Raw genomic sequence first — 16,532 nt, forward strand, 5'->3', positions numbered from 1 at the left:
ATCGACGCCCGTCGAGCAGAGCCTAGACGCCCGTGGTCTGGCGAGGATAGGCCACCGAGGGGTCGGTGGCGATGTTGACCATGTAGGGCACGCCGGAGTCGAACGCGCGGCGCAGGGCCGGGCCGATCTGTGCGGGGTCGGTGACGAGCTCGCCGCCACCGCCGAGGGCGGTCACCACCTGGTCGTAGCGGCACTGCGGCTGGAGATCCGCGGCCACGTCGTAGCCGTAGAGCATCTGCATGGGATGCTTCTCCAGACCCCACATGCCGTTGTTGCCGCAGATCATCACGACCGGCAGCCGGTGGCGCACCAGAGTGTCGACGTCCATCAGCGAGAAACCGGCCGCACCGTCGCCGAGCAACAGCACCACCTGTGAGGAGGGGCGGGCCAACCTGGCGGCGATGGCGTAACCCAGGCCCGTGCCCAGGCAGCCGTACGGACCCGGATCGAGCCAGTTGCCCGGCTGCTTCGGCTCGACGTACTTGCCCGCGTACGAGACGAAGTCACCGCCGTCACCGATCACCACGGCGTCGTCGGCGAGGAGCTTGCCCAGCTCGCCGTAGATCCGCATCGGGTGGATCGGGTCGGCCGCGGACTCAAGCAGGGCGGCGTCGGCGGCGATGGCGGCCGAGGCCGCCTCGGAGAGCCGGGTCACCCAGGGGGCGTGGTTCTTGGGGGACACGCCCGCTTCGGCGCAGGCCGTGCCGAGCCCCCAGAAGAGCAGCGAGAGGTCGCCGGCGGCGGTGCCGACCGGGTCCATGTGCGTGGTCAGCTGTGACGGCGCGTCGGCCAGGTGCACGACCTTGGCGAGCGGAGCGCCGTCCTTGCCGCCGAACCAGCCGTAGCCGAGGCGGAAGTCGATCGGGGTGCCCGCCACGATCACCAGGTCCGCCTGGGAGAACGCCATTCCTCTGGCCCGGGTGACCAGCAGTTCGTGGCCGGCGGGCAGGATGCCGCGGCCTTGGCCGTTGGGGATGACCGGCAACCGGTATTCCTCGGCGAAGCCCCTGGCGACCTCCTCGGCGCGGTCCATCCACACATCGGAACCGAGCACCAGCACCGGGCGCTGGGCCTCGGCGATCAGGCGGGCGATCGCGGCCAGCGCATCGGGGTCGGGCTCCAGCGGCGACGGGGTCAGCGTCTCGGGGGCCTCCTCGAGCGGAGGCGCGGCCGAGAAGAGGTGGTCCATGTGGAAGTCGAGGAAGACGGGGCCGCGGTGCGGAGCGAGGGCGGTGCGGAAGGCCATCTCCACGTCCTGAGCGATGGAGTCGGCGCCCGATCCGGTGAAGGCCAGCTTGGTGATCGGTGCGAACAGCGGCGGGTGGTCGATCTCCTGCAGCGCGCCCGAACCCCACCGGGACTGGGGGGCACGGCCTCCCATGACCACGACGGGCGAGCCGTTGAAGTGCGCGGTGGCCACTCCGCTGACGCCGTTGGTGATGCCGGGCCCCGCGGTGAGCACGGCCAGCCCGGGTTTACGGGTGAGCCGCGCGGTCGCCTCGGCGGCGAAGACCGCGCTCTGCTCGTGGCGAACGTCCAGGATGGGCATCCCCTCGTGGACCGCGCCGTCGTAGAGCGGGAAGACATGTCCACCGGACAGGGTGAACATGGTCTCGATGCCGTATGCCTTGGAGATGGCGACCGCGATGTCACCTGCGTGCTTCGGAGACTCCATATCGCGCAACCTACCAGTCAGTCACTTAGCCGAACAGGGATTGTTCTCCCTGCCCAGATCCCCTCGCCTAATGCGGGCGGCACATATGGCATCCGGCCGGAGATAAGGGGCCGTCATGCGTCGGAGGGAGGCTCAGAGAGTGTCGGAGAGCGCCTTGATGGGCATCTTCAGGTCCGCCAGCAGGCCGAGGTCGGCCTCGGCCCTGCGACCCAGGGTGGTCAGGTAGTTCCCCACGATGATCGCGTTGATGCCGCCGAGCATGCCGTCGCGGGTGCCCAGGTCGCCCAGGGTCAGCTCGCGACCGCCCGCGTAGCGCAGGATCGTGCGGGGCAGCGCGAGCCTGAAGGTGGCGATCGTCCGGAGCGCCTCGGACCCCTCCAGCAGCGGGAAGGACTCGAAGGGCGTGCCGGGGCGCGGGTTGAGGAAGTTCAGCGGGACCTCGTCGGGCGCCAGCTCGCCCAGCTGCCCGGCGAATTCGGCCCGCTGCTCCCGCGTCTCGCCCATGCCCACGATGCCGCCGCAGCACAGTTCCATGCCGGCCTCGCGCACCATCAGGCAGGTGTCCCAGCGCTCCTGCCAGGTGTGGGTGGTGACGACCTTCCCGAAGTGGGACCTCGCGGTCTCCAGGTTGTGGTTGTAGCGGTGCACGCCCATCTGGGCCAGCTCGTCGACCTGAGCCTGGGTGAGCATGCCCAGCGAGCACGCGACGTTGATGTCCACCGCCTCGCGGATCGCCTTCACGCCCTGGCGGACCTGGTCCATCAGGCGCTGGTCGGGTCCCCGTACGGCGGCCACGATGCAGAACTCGGTGGCCCCGGTCGCGGCGGTCTCCCTGGCGGCCTCGACCAGTGAGGGGATGTCCAGCCAGACGGCGCGGACCGGGGAGGAGAACTGCCCCGACTGCGAGCAGAAGTGGCAGTCCTCGGGGCAGCCGCCGGTCTTGAGGGAGACGATCCCCTCGACCTCCACCTCGGGACCGCACCATTTCATCCGCACCTCGTGGGCCAGGGCCAGCAGCTCGGCCAGGCGGTCGTCCGGCAGTTCCAGGCAGCGCAGGGCCTGTGCGGCGTCGAGACCGCGGCCTTCCTCCAGCACCTGCGTCCTGGCGATCTCGAGGATGTCGCTCATGAATACCTCCAGCGTGGAGATCCCGGGTGCCGGCCCCGGGAAAGGGGGACTCCCGGCTTCCACCGGGGAGGACGTCGAGCGGTTCGGATCCGCGGCCGTGGCTACGGGGAAAGCCTAAGGGTGGTGCGGAAGGCGGCGGGGTCGAAGCCACCGCCCAGCGCCGGCCCCAGCCCGGAGCGGGCGGCGCGGGCGAAGGCGTCGCGCCCCAGCAGCCCGGCACCCTCGGGGAGGGCGCCCGCCAGCGGCCGGGCGGCCAGCATCTCCAGATCCGCGACGTTGCTCCGCTCGGCAACGCCGGGCTCGGCCGGCCAGGAGCCGATCACCACCCCGGCCGGCTCCAGCCCCCGGTGGGCCATCGCCTCCAGCGTCAGCGCGGTGTGGTTGAGCGTGCCCAGCCCGGCCCTGGTCACCAGGAGCACCGGCGCCGAGAGCGCCCTGGCCAGGTCGGCCAGGGTCGCGCCCTCCTCGTCGAAACGGACGAGGAGCCCGCCCGCCCCCTCGACGATCACCAGCCGGTGTGAGTCGGCCAGCTCGCCGACCCGGTCCGCCACCCGGGCGAGGGAGACCGGCGGCAGACCGGCCAGGCGCGCCGCCGCCGCGGGGGACAGCGCGGCAGGGTACCTGGCCGACTCGAAGGTCGTCCGTACCCCGGACAGCCGGATGATGTCGTCCACGTCGCCGGGTTCGGTGTCCGACACCCCGGTCTGCGCGGGTTTCAGCACGGCCACGGAGGAGCCCCGCTCCCTGGCGAGCGAGGCCACCGCCGCGGTGACGACTGTCTTTCCCACCCCGGTGTCGGTCCCGGTGACCACGAGAATGCTCATCCGTCCCAGCTTAGGTGGGTCAGGGACGGCGCAGCCGGGTGACGAACTTGTAGCGGTCGCCCCGGTACAGGGACTGCGCCCACTCGACCGGGTTACCGTCCGCGTCGAAGGCGTGCCTGGTGAGCAGGAGCAGCGGCAGGCCCGCGTCGACGCCGAGCACCTGCGCGTCGTACGGGGTGGCCAGCACGGTCTCGATGATCTCCTCGGCGTCGGTCAGCCGCACGTTGTACGCGTTGTACAGCGTCTCGTACAGCGAGGAGTGCATCTCCAGCTCCCGCCGCAGGCGGGGGAAGCGCCGGGCCGACAGGTGGGTGGTGTCGATCGACATCGGCTCGCCGCTGGCCAGGCGTAACCGGTGAATACGCAGCACGCGGCCGCCGGCGTTGATGGCCAGGCGGCGGGCCAGCTGCTCGTCGGCGGTGACGTAGCTGATGTCAAGGATCTTGGTGTCGGGTTCGAGGCCGACGGTCCGCAGATCCCCGGTGTAGGAGGTCAGCTGGAGGACCTGGGCGACCTTGGGCTGTGCGACGAACGTCCCCTTGCCCTGGATGCGCACCAGGCGGCCCTCGACCACGAGCTCGGACAGGGCCTGGCGCACCGTGGTGCGCGACGTCTCGAAGCGGACCGCGAGGGCTCGCTCGGGGGGCAGGGCGCTGCCTGCGGGCAGGCTCTTGGTGAGGGTGAGCAGGCTGCGCTTGACGTCGTAGTATTTCGGGATTCTCGGGGAGTCGTCGCTCACATGGTCACCTTCATCTCGGCCACGGCGGTGAGTGCACCCCTGATCACCGCTAGATCGTCGGAACTCAGATTGGCCCGTGCCGTCAAGCGCAGGCAAGAGCGGCCGACCGGCACCGAGGGCGGCCGGAAGCATCCGGCGCGCACCCCGTGTTCCGCACAGATGAGGGCGGCCCGAAGTGCGATCTCGGGTGGGCCGAGCACGACGGGGACGACCGCACCCGCTGGATCGCCGCTCTCCAGGCCGAGATCGCGGGCCATAGCGGCCAGCTCCCTCGCCATGGTTCGCACGCGTCCGGGCAGTTCGGGCTGATGGTGAAGGATATCGACAGCGGCGAGTGCCGCGGCCACGCTGCCGGGTGCCAGCCCGGTGTCGAAGATGAACGGCCGGCCCGTGTCCACAAGGGTTTGGATCACCTCGGGCGTGCCCAGTACGGCTCCGCCCTGGGAGCCCAGGGACTTGGACAGTGTGATCGTTCTCACAATGCCCGGCTCGGCCGCCAGCCCCGCGGCGTGCACGGCGCCCTGTCCGCGCGGCCCGACGACCCCGATCGCGTGGGCCTCGTCGACGACCAGCAGCGCACCCTGCCGCACCGTCGCCGCGTACAGCTCCGCGAGTGGGGCCAGATCGCCGTCCACGGAGAAGACCGCGTCCGTGACCACGATCGCGTGTTCCTCCTCCCGGCAGGCCAGCGCCCTCTCCACGGCGGCGACGTCCCGGTGCGGGGTGACCACGACCCGCGAGCGCGACAGCCGGCAGGCGTCCACTATCGACGCGTGGTTGCCCGCCTCGGAGACCACCAGGGCGCCCCTGCCCAGAGCCGCGACGGCGGCCAGGTTGGCCAGGTAGCCGGAGGAGAACACCAGGGCGCCCTCCGCGCCGGTGAAGGCGCACAGCCGGGCCTCCAGGCGCGCGTGCAGGGTCGTGGAGCCGGTGACCAGGCGGGAACCCGTGGAGCCGGTACCCCAGGTACGTGTCGCCGCCACGGCGGCCTCGGCCAGTCGCTCGTCCCTGGCCAGGCCGAGGTAGTCGTTGGAGGCCAGATCGACGAGGCCGTCGTCGTCCGGTGTACGGGCGCGCAGGGTCCGCCGTAGCCCCGCGGCCTCCCTCGTGGTCGCCGCCGCGCGGAACCGGACCAGCGGATCAGGGATCTGCTCCATAAGCGGCATCTTTTCAGCAGGACTCACCCGATTCGCGTTCGGGCCTGGAAAGAACGCATGATGCACGGGTGCCGACTCTAAGCGACCTGGCGGTTCGTCACACCGCGCTCGACGATGCGGACCTTGAGTGGATGCACTCGCTGGTCTCCGACTGGCAGCTCCTCGCGGACCTGTCCTTTGCCGACCTGATCCTGTGGATCCCGCTGAAGGACGGCTCCGGCTGGGTCGCGATCGCGCAGATGCGGCCCACCACCGGGCCGACCGTCTATCACGACGACATCGTTGGCATGATCGCCGCGAAGGGCGAACGGCCGCTGCTGGAGACGGCCTGGAACGAGCGGCGTATCTGCCGTGAGGGTGATCCGGACTGGTCGAGCGGGGTGCCGGTGCGCGAGGAGACCATTCCCGTGCGGCGGGCCGACCACTTCCTGGGCGTCATCCAGCGCTCGACGAACCTGTCCTCCGCGCGGACCCCCTCCAGGCTGGAGCTGACGTACCTGCAGAGCGCCTCCGACCTGGCCCAGATGGTGGCCGAGGGCCGCTTCCCGTTCTCCGGCGCGGAGCCGATCCTGGTCCGCTCACCGCGCGTGGGCGACGGGCTGCTCCGGCTCGATCGGGCGGGCCGGGTCACGTACGCCTCGCCGAACGCGCTGTCGGCCTACCGGAGGCTGGGCCTCACCGCCGACCTGGTCGGTGCGGAGCTGGGCCGTACGACCGCCACGCTCTGTTACTCCGACGAGCCCATCAACGAGAACCTGATGATCGTCGCGAGTGGGCGAGAGCCCAGGGAGACGGAGGTGGAGTCGGGTGGCACCGTCGTGCAGCTGCGGGCGATCCCGCTGATCGTCGGCGGCGGGAGGATCGGCGCCCTGGTGCTCATCAGGGATGTGACCGAGCTGCGCCGCCGCGAGCGAGAGCTGATGACCAAGGACGCCACCATCAGGGAGATCCACCACCGGGTGAAGAACAACCTGCAGACGGTGGCCGCGCTGCTGCGGCTCCAGGCCAGGCGGCTGCAGCTGCCGGAGGGCAGGGAGGCGCTGGAGGAGGCGGTACGCAGGGTCGGGTCGATCGCGATCGTGCACGAGACGCTCTCCCACACGCCCGAGGAGCAGGTGGACTTCGACGACATCGCCGACAGGGTGATCGCGATGACGGGAGAGGTCGCGGCCCCGGAGACGCAGGTCGTGCCGCGCCGGGTCGGGAGCTTCGGGGTGCTGCGCTCGGAGATCGCGACGCCGCTGGCGATGGTCCTCACGGAGCTGCTGCAGAACGCGGTCCAGCACGGGCTGGCGCAGCGTCAGGGTAAGCTTCAGGTGATCGTGTCACGCGGGGGCGAGCGGTTGGACGTGATCGTGTCCGACAACGGCAGCGGGCTGCCGGAGGACTTCGACCTGGACCAGACCACCAGTCTGGGTTTGCAGATCGTACGGACCCTGGTGGTGGGAGAGCTGTCCGGGCGGCTGGCCATCGAACCGCGACAGGGCGGCGGCACCGAGGTGAGCCTGAGCATCCCCCTCCCCGCTGCCTAGGCGGCAGGACAGGGGAATAGCATCAGTTCAAGACCTCACAGCGAGGCCGTATCGCCGGCCGGAGCAGGGATCGGAGTGTCCTATCCGCAACGCGCGGCGTCGCCGTTGACGCAACGCGAAACGGAACAAGCGAAGAGATAGGCAACCAGATCAGCGCGCTTCACCACAACGCCAAGCCGGTGACCGATCAGATGCCACCTTGGGACGTGCCCATGCCCTGGCCCGAGGGGACTACCGTGAGGCCGCGCCGGGGACTGGACTGAGGAGAGCGGGGTCGTGAGGAACGAACGACCCCGCTCGACGAGGGAAGGAGCCGGGTCCCAGCGGTCGAACCGCGACGCGTCAGCGTCGCCGGACACTCGTGAGGCCGCGCCGGGGACTGGACTGAGGAGTGAAGCGGATGAACGACGAGGGAAGGAGCCGGGTAAGAGCGGCCGAACCGCGACGCGTCAGCGTCGCAGTTGAACACTGTTAAACACCACTGCGGGCGCGGGCTCGGGCCGTACGGCGCTTGAAGGCGCGTCGCTCGTCCTCGCTCAGGCCGCCCCAGACGCCGGCGTCCTGCCCGGATTCCAGTGCCCACTTCAGGCATGCTTCACTGATGGTGCAAGTACGGCAGACCTGCTTCGCTTCTTCGATCTGCATCAGGGCGGGGCCGGTGTTGCCGATCGGGAAGAACAGCTCGGGGTCCACGTCACGGCAGGCAGCTCGGTGGCGCCAGTCCATGCGTCCACTCCTTAGTAAAGAGGAGCTCTTACGCGCTCCAACGGCTCACTTTGTGAAGAGTTTCACTAACCAGCGCGAACAACTCCCCGATCCGTGGTTCGGCTCGGGGCACGTCCGCTTGATCGCCGATGGCCTGGGAGCGGGGTGCCGCTCAAAGGTCCTACGTTCCGACGTCAATCTCGAGATTGTCAGCCACGCTCAGTACACGCAAGAGGTTTGGGAGAAGGTTTTGCCTGAAATGGATGTCGGATGCGTCACACAATGACACGACGTAACGGGTTAGACCAAGACTCGTAACGCGTTAGGGATAGAACGGAACGTTATTCGCTCAACTTCCCCCAGGTAGTCCCCGTCCAGCTGAAACGCCACGGGCCGCTCGGCACTCAGCGTGAACTCTCCCTCGTCGTGGAGCTGTACCAGGTGACGGCCGTTGGGCAGAGTGTCGCGGGCACCGATGATCTGAGGTATCAGCTGGAGCATGCTCGGCAGGCCCAGGCGCTGCAGTCCCAGCAGGTCAAGGCCGGTCTCGAAGCTCGCCCACGGGGTCGGTGAGACCGGCCGCGGGCCGATGTACGTCCAGGGTGAGGTGTTGGAGACGACGGCCATGTAGATGCCGCCGGTCGGCGGCACCTCCGGCCCCTCGACGGTCATCGAAGGATGGCGCTTGTCCGTCGACAGGTAGTGGTGTAGTGCGGTGTTCACGTAGCGCGCGGGCGTGGCCTTGCGGCCGGTGCCCCTCATCCCCTCGACCGCCCTGACCACCTCGGCGTCGTACCCCAGGCCACTACAGAACGTGAAATATCTAGTCTGGCCATCCCAGATCGCCTGACCGAGGCCGACGATCCGCTGCCGGCCGTCCCGGATCGCCTCCAGGATCGCCCCCACCGCCTCGACCGGGCTGTTCGGCAGGCCGAGGGCCCGGACGAACACGTTGGCGCTGCCGCCGGGGATGGCCAGCAGTGCCGGCCGGTCGGCCGAGCTGCCCTCGTCGCCTCCCTTTCCGTCCACCGGGTCGAGCAGGCCGTTCACTGCCTCGTTGATGGTGCCGTCACCGCCCAGGACGGCCAGCACGTCGTAACCGGAGGCGTGGGCCTTGCGGGAGAGCTGTGTCGCGTGTCCCCGGTAGCCGGTCTCCTCGACGGTCAGGTTCATCGTCGCGCTCAACGCCCTGATGAGCACATCCCTGGTCCGCTGGTTGGTCGTCGTCGCCTTCGGGTTCACCAGGAGCATCGCGCGCATAATCTCAGCGTATCCGCCGAGCCCCGAACTTCCGTCGAAACCCGACCTTCCGTTAAGGTCCAAGCCAAGACGGCAAAGAACGGTGCGGCACCCTCCGGCGATAGGGTTGACACCGTGTCGAACCGTCCGATGACCCTCGCCGTCGCCGCCGCCGTCATGGCGGTGGAAGGCGCCACCGCTCTGCTCCTCGGCGGCTACGTCGGAGTGGAGACCGTGATCGGCCAGCCGTCCGACCTGACGACCTCGATCGCCGTCGCGGTGTCCGGGATCATCATCGGCGCGGCTCTGCTCTGGGTCGGATGGGGCATGATCCTCACCGAGCGGTGGGCCAGGAGTCCGGGCGTGCTGACCCAGATCTTCGCCACCCCGATCTCGATCACGCTGATCCAGTCCGACCAACTGGTGATCGGCATCTCGCTGATCACCCTGGCGGTGATCGGACTGGTCACGCTACTGTCTCCGCCGACGACGCACGCCCTCTACGGGGACCAGGAGTAGGCACTCGCGGGACTGGTCAGGCGGGGCCTCGTCGCGCCACCGGTCACCGCGGTTCCCCCGCTGCCCTGTAAGGCACCGCCTGACCGACCCTCGTCGCGGCAGGACCTGCCAGGCAGGCCTTAGTCGTCCACGGTCAGGCCCTCGCGGAGCTGCGCGAGTGTCCTGGCGAGCAACCGGGACACGTGCATCTGCGAGATGCCGAGCTCGGTGGCGATCTGGGACTGTGTCATGTTGCCGAAGAAACGCAGCAGCAGGATTCGCTTCTCGCGCGGAGGCAGCCGCTCCAGCAGGGGCTTGAGCGACTCACGGTACTCGACGCCCTCCAGGGAGTCGTCCACGATGCCCAGGGAGTCGGCCACCGCCGGTGCGTCGTCGTCGCCGGAGTCGGGCGCGTCGAGGGAGACCGTGGAATAGGCGTTGGCCGACTCCAGCCCTTCGAGCACCTCCTCCTCGCTCATCTTCAGGAACGTGGCCAGCTCGGCCACGGTCGGCGCGCGCCCCTCCCGCTGGGAGAGCTCGCTGATCGCCTTGGTGAGCGAGAGCTTCAGCTCCTGAAGCCGGCGCGGTACGCGGACCGCCCAGCCCTTGTCACGGAAGTGACGTTTGATCTCGCCGACGATCGTCGGGGTGGCGTAGGTGGAGAACTCCACGCCGCGGCCGAGATCGAAGCGGTCGATCGACTTGATCAGGCCGATGGTCGCGACCTGTGTGAGGTCATCCAGCCACTCGCCCCGGTTGCGGAACCGGCGGGCGAGATATTCGACGAGGGGCAGGTGGAGCTCGACGAGCTCGTCACGGATGCGCTGGCGCCGGGGGTCGTCGGAGGTCAACTCCACCAGCTCCGCGAAGAGCAGGCGCGCACGCACCCGGTCGGGCACCGCGTGGTCGCTGGCGGCCATGGCACGAGTCCTTTCCGTCACGCCGGCCTCGCCGCGCCTCGGCGCTTGCGGAGGACGATCGCCATACGGTCGGGGGAGTCGGTTACGGCATCCACATCATCAGCCAGGGCGGTGAGCACCATCCACGCGAAATCGTCGCGCTTCGGGGGGGTGCTTCCCACCGTGCTGACCTCGACCCGCACCTTCATCAACTGCCCGGTGAGTTCGAACTCGGCGGTCAGATCGGTGCCGGGGACGGCCTGGGTCAGCAGCATCGCACACGCCTCGTCGACCGCGATCCGTAGATCCTCGATCTCGTCCAGCGTGAAGTCCAGCCGTACGGCAAGTGCGGCTGTCGCCGTACGCAGCACGGACAGATAAGCACTCGTCGCCGGCAGCCGGACGCTCACCACGTCACGGATCCCGCCCATGCCGACTGCGGGCGCCTCGGTGTGTTCGGTCACGTTCCTCCTCGCAGAGTCGCTGACTGCAACCTACAGCCCTGAGACGGTGGTTGGCCCATTTGGACTCGCGATCGGGGCGATTTGACTGTATTGATTACGAATCTATGGCGACCCTCTGGCGACGCTAACGCGTCGCGGTTCGGTTGTTACATGGCGACGCTGACGCGTCGCGGTGAGGCCGCTCTTATCCGGCTCCTTCCCTCGTCGAGCGGGGTCGCTCGTTCCTCACGACCCCGCTCTCCTCGGTCCAGTCGCCGGCGCGGCCTCACGGTAGTCCCTCGGGACAGAGCGCAGGCACGTCCCCCAGGGGTGCTGCTTGGGGCAGGTCCCCGGCGCGGCCTCACGGGCTGGTCGTGAGGGTTTTAGGCGGCCTTGGTCTCCCAGAAGATCTTGGAGATCTCGTCGATCTTGCCCAGCAACTCGTCGGCCTTGGCGACGTCGACGGTGCCCTTGCCGCCGGCCGCGCCCGCGAGCTTGGTGGCCTCCCAGAACAGCTGGTGCAGCTGCGGGTAGGTCTCCAGGTGCGGAGGCTTGAAGTAGTCGGTCCACAGCACCCACAGGTGGTGCTTGACCAGCTCGGCCCGCTCCTCCTTGATGGTGAGCGCACGGGAGCGGAACACCGGGTCCTCGTTTCCGGCGTACTTCTCCATGATGGCCTTGACGGACTCGGCCTCGATGCGGGCCTGAGCCGGGTCGTACACGCCGCAGGGCAGGTCGCAGTGCGCCGACGCGATGTTCCTGGGGCGCAGAAGTCGTGCGAGCATCGGAAATCCTTCCTTGATGCCATGTTCAGAATGGTCCGGTTAACGACCTTACTCGTCTCTGAATGCCCGTGTGGGAGGGGGTTACGCTCGATGAGAGTACGTGTCGCGGGGGACTCGATGCTGCCCGCGCTGCGGTCCGGCGACTGGCTCTGGGTACGGCGCGGAGCGGCGGTGAGGCCCGGCGACCTGGTAGTCGCCCGGCTGCCGTCCGACCCCGCCGTGCTCATCGTCAAACGTGCGGTCTGGGAGGCGGACGGCGGCTGGTGGCTGGAGAGCGACAACCAGCGTGCTCCCGGCAGGCGTGACAGCTGGGACTTCGGCGCGCTGCCTCCGTCGTCGATCGTCGGCCGGGTGGTGCTGCGCTACTGGCCGACCTTCTGGCGGGCCCGGTAGGCGGCGACGTTGGCACGGCTGGCGCACCGCTCCGAGCAGTACCGGCGCGACCGGTTGGAGGAGGTGTCGAGGTAGGCCCTGCGGCAGGGCGGCGCCTGGCAGAGGCCGAGCCGGTCGACGCCGAGATCGGTGATCATGGTGGCGAGCCCCATCACCGCTCCCACGGCGTACTGGTCGGCCATCCGGCCGCCCTCGGTGAGGTGCAGATGCCAGCGCTCGCCGTCGTGCCCGGAGATCTGCGGCTGGACCGGGTGGTGGATCAGCAGCGAGTTGAGCCGGTCGACCACCGCCTCCTCGTCGCCCGCCTCGGCGGTCTCGAACACGATCATCAGTTCTTCGCGCAGGTCACGCAGGGCCTCCAGGTCGCTTCTGGTGATGCGGCAGCCGGGCCGGTAGCGACCGCCCTCTTCCAGGAGCGCGCGCAGCCCTTCGAGACCGGTCAGCCGGTCGGGGCTGTTGATCAGTAGTACGGCCAGCTCCGCGTAGGAGGTCAGGTCCATCTGAGGATCCGTCAATGTAAGAGGTGGCATGGACTTCGAGTATTACACGGTGTGGTGAGGTTAACACCGGGACGACGAAAGTATGGGGTACCCGCCCGTGGTGACAGTCTCAACATGTGGCACAATCGAGCGACGGGTGACCCCCGGACCCTCCAGGCGACCGTGCTCAGTGAAGTAGGCCCCGAGCGGCTACAGAAGCCGGGGACAGGCTTTCCACGGCCGCCTCAGAAGGAACTATCCGTCTGCCTGACTGAACTACAGGGGTCGCTGTGGCCACCATGCCATCTTCCATCTCTCTCGAAGCCCTCGAAGCCCTCGATCTGGATCCGGCCTTCGCCCTGCACCGCGGGGGCAAGCTGGAGGTCCGTTCCACGGTCCCGGTCCGCAACGCCGACGACCTGGCACTCGCCTACACACCTGGCGTGGCCAGGGTCTGCAGCGCGATCGCCGAGAAGCCCGAACTCGCCAAGGACTACACCTGGATCTCCAACGTGGTCGCCGTCGTCTCCGACGGCACCGCGGTGCTCGGTCTCGGAGACATCGGGCCTGCCGCCGCCATGCCGGTCATGGAGGGCAAGGCCCTGCTGTTCAAGCAGTTCGCAGGCGTCGACGCGGTGCCCATCTGCCTGGACTGCACCGACGTGGACGAACTGGTCGAGACGGTCGTCCGGCTCGCCCCCTCCTTCGGGGGGATCAACCTCGAGGACATCAGTGCTCCTCGCTGTTTCGAGGTCGAGGCGCGTCTCCGCGAGATCCTCGACATTCCCGTCTTCCATGACGACCAGCACGGCACCGCGATCGTCGCGCTGGCCGCGCTGAAGAACGCGGCGCGGCTGACCGGTCGCTCGCTGGGCGATCTGCGGGCCGTGGTCGCCGGTGCCGGCGCCTCCGGGATCGCGGTCAGCCGGATCCTGCTCAACGCGGGCATCGGTGACATCGCGGTGGCCGACTCCAAGGGGATCATCCACCAGGGCCGCGACGGTCTCAACCCGGTGAAGGAGGCCCTGGCCCGCGACAGCAACAGGGCCGGTCTGCATGGTTCCACCGAGCAGGCGCTGGCCGGGGCCGACGTGTTCATCGGGCTGTCGGGCTCGACGGTCTCGGAGGAGGCCATCGCGTCGATGGCCTCCGGTTCGATCGTCTTCGCGCTGTCCAACCCGACGCCTGAGGTGCGGCCGGAGATCGCGCGCAAGTACGCGCAGGTGGTCGCGACCGGCCGTTCCGACTTCCCCAACCAGATCAACAACGTGCTGGCCTTCCCCGGCGTCTTCCGCGGGGCGCTCGACGTCCGTGCCACCACGATCACCGAGAACATGAAGGTCGCCGCCGCCGAGGCGCTGGCCGGGGTGGTCGGGGACGACGATCTGTCGGCCGACTACGTGATCCCCAGCCCGTTCGACGAGCGCGTCGCCCCGGCGGTCATCGCCGCCGTCTCCGAGCAGGCCCGTGCCGACGGGGTCGCCCGTCTCTAGGGCTCTCACCTGCCACAATCACCCAGGTGCGGTGGCAGGCGAACTCCGCCACCCGGCACCTGAGCACGATCACGCCCATCAGGCACCCAACCGTGAACGCCCCTCGCCCGACCGGCGGGGGGCGTTCACGGTTTCCTGGAACCCTGACATCCGTCGCGCGTCACGTCGTGGAAGAAGCCCGCTGGTAACCGCGCTCACCAGGTACGCGTTGAGCGGCCGGTACATGTGTGCGAACGGGTCACGCACGCTGCCGGTCGTTCGCCTTGAAGGAACCAGGGGAGGCAGGTTCGGTCGGCCAGGACCTGCTCCCGGGCCGCGGTTCTGCGGCGGAGGCCGCGGTTGGGGGCCAGGGCGGCGTTGGGCGAGCGGGGTAGGAGCCCTCCTGCCCGCGGCGCGGAAAGCCTTCACCGGCGGGATTTCGGTGGGGATGGCCGAAGGGGCCCGGCTGATGCCGGGCCCCTTCGGGTGAAGCTGGTGGATCAGGTGAGTCTGAGGTTTGGACGCTCAGGCTCGGGTGATCGTCAGGGAGCTACTACTTCTTGACGATCGAGCCGGACCACACGTTCGCGGCCTTGGTGTAGATGGCCGCGGTCTCACCGTCGAAGTACGGCGAGGTGATGAGGTCGTAGCGGCCGTTGGCGTCCTGGTCGCCGAAGAGGCTGGTGACACCGTTGACGTAGCCCAGACGCTTGGCGCTGCTGTACTTGGTGAGCCAGGGGCCACCGTCGGCGCCGGGGGTGAAGGAGCTCTTCAGACCGACGTGCTCTTCGGTCTTGGTCGCGGCCTGCACGTACTTCTGGGCGTTGGTCTTGCCGTAGGTCCACTTCGGCGTGACACCGGTGTAGGCCTTGTTGCCGTCGGGGTGCGCGTCGGCCGGGTAGCCGAACACGAACACCGTCTGCTGCGGCTTCTGGTTCCAGGTGAAGCCCTGGCCACCGACGTTGTCACCGAGGCGGCCGACGTCCGCGATCGGGCTGATGAAGTGACGGAAGATCACGTACTTCACGGACTCGGTGTTCTTCGTGTACTTCAGGACGAAGTACTCGGTGATGGTGTAGTTGCCCTTACCATCGGTGGCCTTGTAGCCAAGACCCTTGTAGGCCTCGTACTCGCTCTTGGTGACGCTGGTGACCTTGGACTCGATCTTGGAGCCCGCCGCCGGCCACTCGTTCCTGTTGAGCTTGTCCCAGTCGCCGTAGCCGCCGTGGCCGCCGTGGCGGCTCTTGTCGTCCCTGCCGTGGCCGCCGCGGCCGTCCTTCTCGTAGATGTCGCCGCCGAAGACCTTGTAGGTCTTGCTGGTGATCTTCTCCCAGGCCCACTTGTCGACCTCGACCGCGATCGGGGTGGCGTCCTTGTGGTCAGGACCGACCTCGTCGGAGGCCTTGACGTTCTCGACCTTGCCGACGTAACCCTTCTGGGTCAGCTTGTCGTAGGTCTCGAAGTCCTTGACCTCTTCGGCCTTCTCGAACTTCGGCCCGTCGTAGTCCTGGAACTCCTTGTAGGAGACCTCCTTGACACCCCCACCGATCTGGATGCCGTTGTAGACCGTGACGAAGGCGAAGTCCTTGTCGTAGTCCTCGTAGTTGGCGAAGTCGTAGTGGGTGTAGGCGGTCTTACCGACGTAGATGCCCCACGGGGTCTTGCCCTGGTAGTAGCCGGGGACGAAGACCCAGTTGTCCATGACGCTGGCGTCCTTGCCGTCGTCGTAGACGCAGTGACCGGCGGTGGCGACCAGGTTGCGGTACTTGCTCTGGATCGAGGTGGCCGAGCACCACTTGAGGTTGTTGTCGGCGTCGACGAAGAACACCTTGCCGATGGACTTCGGCAGGTTGACGTTCTTGACCTTCGCGGCGGTCTTCTTCTCTTCGCCGATCGGGGCGACGACGCCGGGCTTGCCGTCGGCGACGTAGCCGCCACCGGCGTTCAGCTTCGGCGTGGCCTTGGTCTCCCAGGTGTAGGGAGTGGCCTTGGCCAGGTTGTTCGTGGTGCCGTTGACCTTGGTCCAGAACTCGGCCACCGCGTAGGCGGAGGGGGCGTCCTTGGCCAGGGTGTCGTAGGCCCAGTCCGGAACCGCGGCGGTGGCGGTGCCGGCCAGACCGGCGGCCAGCAGACCGGTGGCCAGGATGGCGCCACCGGCGGGGAGGAGGATGCGCTTCAAGGGGAACTCCTTGGTCTGATGTGGAACGCTTCTTGCGTCCCATGCGTCAGTAAAGGGAATGCCAGAAACATACAGCGTCGATCTTGAGCACCGGAAGCCGACTTGGGGCCAAAGTCCGCCCTGATCGCCTCGATGCAATTTCGTGATGTTTGGGCACCCTTGAAGCTGTTGTTGAGATCGAGGGCTGAAGAGACGTTTGTGCAGATGGGCACTGGTTTGATGGAAAGTGGTCGATGTGACATAAGAGGGTGAACATTAGTGGTCACCCTTGTCATGTGATGCAGATCACAATAAATCGATGGCACCGATTGGGCGAGTGATACGTCTAAGAGGCCTCCCGGAGGGAGTCCGATGGCGAGGAGAGGCCAAAGCGGCACGGAGAGCA

16 protein-coding genes are annotated in these 16,532 nt (G+C 68.2%); 4 read left to right on the forward strand and 12 right to left on the reverse strand.

Features of this window, described 5'->3' with window-relative positions:
• Window positions 1–22: 22 nt before the first annotated feature.
• The 5 genes from ACFQVD_RS39085 to ACFQVD_RS39105 form a co-directional block, all read right to left on the reverse strand.
• The gene (locus ACFQVD_RS39085; RefSeq protein ID WP_343969267.1) at window positions 23–1,675 is read right to left on the reverse strand and encodes an acetolactate synthase; all 1,653 of its coding nucleotides are present in this window, start codon (window positions 1,673–1,675) and stop codon (window positions 23–25) included.
• A 132-nt stretch (window positions 1,676–1,807) separates the two neighbouring features.
• Window positions 1,808–2,803 (reverse strand): biotin synthase BioB, encoded by a 996-nt coding sequence (gene bioB / locus ACFQVD_RS39090; RefSeq protein ID WP_343969264.1) that lies wholly within the window; start codon window positions 2,801–2,803, stop codon window positions 1,808–1,810.
• Between the two features lie 101 nt (window positions 2,804–2,904).
• Entirely contained in the window at window positions 2,905–3,627 is a 723-nt protein-coding gene (gene bioD, locus ACFQVD_RS39095) for a dethiobiotin synthase (RefSeq protein WP_343969261.1), read from the reverse strand.
• A gap of 19 nt (window positions 3,628–3,646) precedes the next feature.
• Window positions 3,647–4,366, reverse strand: coding sequence for a GntR family transcriptional regulator (locus tag ACFQVD_RS39100; RefSeq protein ID WP_030924850.1), 720 nt, complete (start codon window positions 4,364–4,366; stop codon window positions 3,647–3,649).
• The gene (locus tag ACFQVD_RS39105) at window positions 4,363–5,523 is read right to left on the reverse strand and encodes an 8-amino-7-oxononanoate synthase (RefSeq protein WP_343969255.1); all 1,161 of its coding nucleotides are present in this window, start codon (window positions 5,521–5,523) and stop codon (window positions 4,363–4,365) included. Before ACFQVD_RS39105 ends, ACFQVD_RS39100 begins: the two co-directional genes overlap by 4 nt.
• 68 nt (window positions 5,524–5,591) lie before the next feature.
• On the opposite strand from ACFQVD_RS39105, the gene ACFQVD_RS39110 reads away from it, so the two are divergent.
• The gene (locus ACFQVD_RS39110) at window positions 5,592–7,055 is read left to right on the forward strand and encodes a sensor histidine kinase (RefSeq protein WP_343969252.1); all 1,464 of its coding nucleotides are present in this window, start codon (window positions 5,592–5,594) and stop codon (window positions 7,053–7,055) included.
• Between the two features lie 471 nt (window positions 7,056–7,526).
• Here the strand turns inward: ACFQVD_RS39110 and ACFQVD_RS39115 are convergent, their stop codons facing one another.
• Window positions 7,527–7,781 (reverse strand): WhiB family transcriptional regulator, encoded by a 255-nt coding sequence (locus tag ACFQVD_RS39115; RefSeq protein ID WP_343969249.1) that lies wholly within the window; start codon window positions 7,779–7,781, stop codon window positions 7,527–7,529.
• Window positions 7,782–8,060: 279 nt separating this feature from the next.
• Window positions 8,061–9,020, reverse strand: a complete 960-nt coding sequence (locus ACFQVD_RS39120; protein ID WP_343969246.1) for a diacylglycerol/lipid kinase family protein — start codon at window positions 9,018–9,020, stop codon at window positions 8,061–8,063.
• Between the two features lie 114 nt (window positions 9,021–9,134).
• Here ACFQVD_RS39120 and ACFQVD_RS39125 point away from each other — a divergent pair, with 114 nt between their 5' ends.
• Window positions 9,135–9,518 carry a hypothetical protein gene (locus tag ACFQVD_RS39125; RefSeq protein WP_343969243.1) on the forward strand — a complete coding sequence of 128 codons (384 nt, stop codon included), beginning with the start codon at window positions 9,135–9,137 and terminating at the stop codon, window positions 9,516–9,518.
• Window positions 9,519–9,637: 119 nt separating this feature from the next.
• Here ACFQVD_RS39125 and ACFQVD_RS39130 read toward each other — a convergent pair whose 3' ends face one another.
• From ACFQVD_RS39130 to sodN, 3 genes are all read right to left on the reverse strand, one after another.
• On the reverse strand, window positions 9,638–10,417 hold the full coding sequence (locus ACFQVD_RS39130) for an RNA polymerase sigma factor SigF (RefSeq protein ID WP_211264307.1): 780 nt from the start codon (window positions 10,415–10,417) through the stop codon (window positions 9,638–9,640).
• Window positions 10,418–10,434: 17 nt separating this feature from the next.
• Complete coding sequence (locus tag ACFQVD_RS39135) at window positions 10,435–10,860, reverse strand: ATP-binding protein (protein WP_030924831.1); 426 nt, start codon at window positions 10,858–10,860, stop codon at window positions 10,435–10,437.
• A 362-nt stretch (window positions 10,861–11,222) separates the two neighbouring features.
• Window positions 11,223–11,624 (reverse strand): superoxide dismutase, Ni, encoded by a 402-nt coding sequence (sodN, locus tag ACFQVD_RS39140; protein WP_030924829.1) that lies wholly within the window; start codon window positions 11,622–11,624, stop codon window positions 11,223–11,225.
• A 90-nt stretch (window positions 11,625–11,714) separates the two neighbouring features.
• Here sodN and ACFQVD_RS39145 point away from each other — a divergent pair, with 90 nt between their 5' ends.
• Window positions 11,715–12,017, forward strand: a complete 303-nt coding sequence (locus ACFQVD_RS39145; RefSeq protein ID WP_343969236.1) for a S24 family peptidase — start codon at window positions 11,715–11,717, stop codon at window positions 12,015–12,017.
• Here ACFQVD_RS39145 and ACFQVD_RS39150 read toward each other — a convergent pair.
• Window positions 11,987–12,517, reverse strand: a complete 531-nt coding sequence (locus ACFQVD_RS39150) for a CGNR zinc finger domain-containing protein (RefSeq protein ID WP_343969233.1) — start codon at window positions 12,515–12,517, stop codon at window positions 11,987–11,989. The two genes, ACFQVD_RS39145 and ACFQVD_RS39150, sit on opposite strands and share 31 nt — an antisense overlap.
• A 278-nt stretch (window positions 12,518–12,795) precedes the next feature.
• Here ACFQVD_RS39150 and ACFQVD_RS39155 point away from each other — a divergent pair, with 278 nt between their 5' ends.
• Window positions 12,796–13,989: an NAD(P)-dependent malic enzyme gene (locus tag ACFQVD_RS39155; RefSeq protein ID WP_343969230.1), complete on the forward strand. Its 1,194-nt coding sequence runs from the start codon at window positions 12,796–12,798 to the stop codon at window positions 13,987–13,989.
• 532 nt (window positions 13,990–14,521) lie between these two features.
• Here the strand turns inward: ACFQVD_RS39155 and ACFQVD_RS39160 are convergent.
• The gene (locus ACFQVD_RS39160; protein WP_386273578.1) at window positions 14,522–16,147 is read right to left on the reverse strand and encodes a hypothetical protein; all 1,626 of its coding nucleotides are present in this window, start codon (window positions 16,145–16,147) and stop codon (window positions 14,522–14,524) included.
• Window positions 16,148–16,532: the final 385 nt, after the last annotated feature.

The organism is Streptosporangium amethystogenes subsp. fukuiense (assembly GCF_042665875.1).
GTDB classification, from domain to species: domain Bacteria; phylum Actinomycetota; class Actinomycetes; order Streptosporangiales; family Streptosporangiaceae; genus Streptosporangium; species Streptosporangium fukuiense.

What these genes read in the sequence shown, in the direction of transcription:
- ACFQVD_RS39085 (WP_343969267.1), bottom strand. Translation starts at nt 1,675, where the DNA reads ATGGAGTCTCCGAAGCACGCAGGTGACATCGCGGTCGCCATCTCCAAG.
- bioB (WP_343969264.1), bottom strand. Translation starts at nt 2,803, where the DNA reads ATGAGCGACATCCTCGAGATCGCCAGGACGCAGGTGCTGGAGGAAGGC.
- bioD (WP_343969261.1), bottom strand. Translation starts at nt 3,627, where the DNA reads ATGAGCATTCTCGTGGTCACCGGGACCGACACCGGGGTGGGAAAGACA.
- ACFQVD_RS39105 (WP_343969255.1), bottom strand. Translation starts at nt 5,523, where the DNA reads ATGGAGCAGATCCCTGATCCGCTGGTCCGGTTCCGCGCGGCGGCGACC.
- ACFQVD_RS39115 (WP_343969249.1), bottom strand. Translation starts at nt 7,781, where the DNA reads ATGGACTGGCGCCACCGAGCTGCCTGCCGTGACGTGGACCCCGAGCTG.
- ACFQVD_RS39120 (WP_343969246.1), bottom strand. Translation starts at nt 9,020, where the DNA reads ATGCGCGCGATGCTCCTGGTGAACCCGAAGGCGACGACGACCAACCAG.
- ACFQVD_RS39130 (WP_211264307.1), bottom strand. Translation starts at nt 10,417, where the DNA reads ATGGCCGCCAGCGACCACGCGGTGCCCGACCGGGTGCGTGCGCGCCTG.
- sodN (WP_030924829.1), bottom strand. Translation starts at nt 11,624, where the DNA reads ATGCTCGCACGACTTCTGCGCCCCAGGAACATCGCGTCGGCGCACTGC.
- ACFQVD_RS39145 (WP_343969236.1), top strand. Translation starts at nt 11,715, where the DNA reads ATGAGAGTACGTGTCGCGGGGGACTCGATGCTGCCCGCGCTGCGGTCC.
- ACFQVD_RS39150 (WP_343969233.1), bottom strand. Translation starts at nt 12,517, where the DNA reads ATGGACCTGACCTCCTACGCGGAGCTGGCCGTACTACTGATCAACAGC.
- ACFQVD_RS39155 (WP_343969230.1), top strand. Translation starts at nt 12,796, where the DNA reads ATGCCATCTTCCATCTCTCTCGAAGCCCTCGAAGCCCTCGATCTGGAT.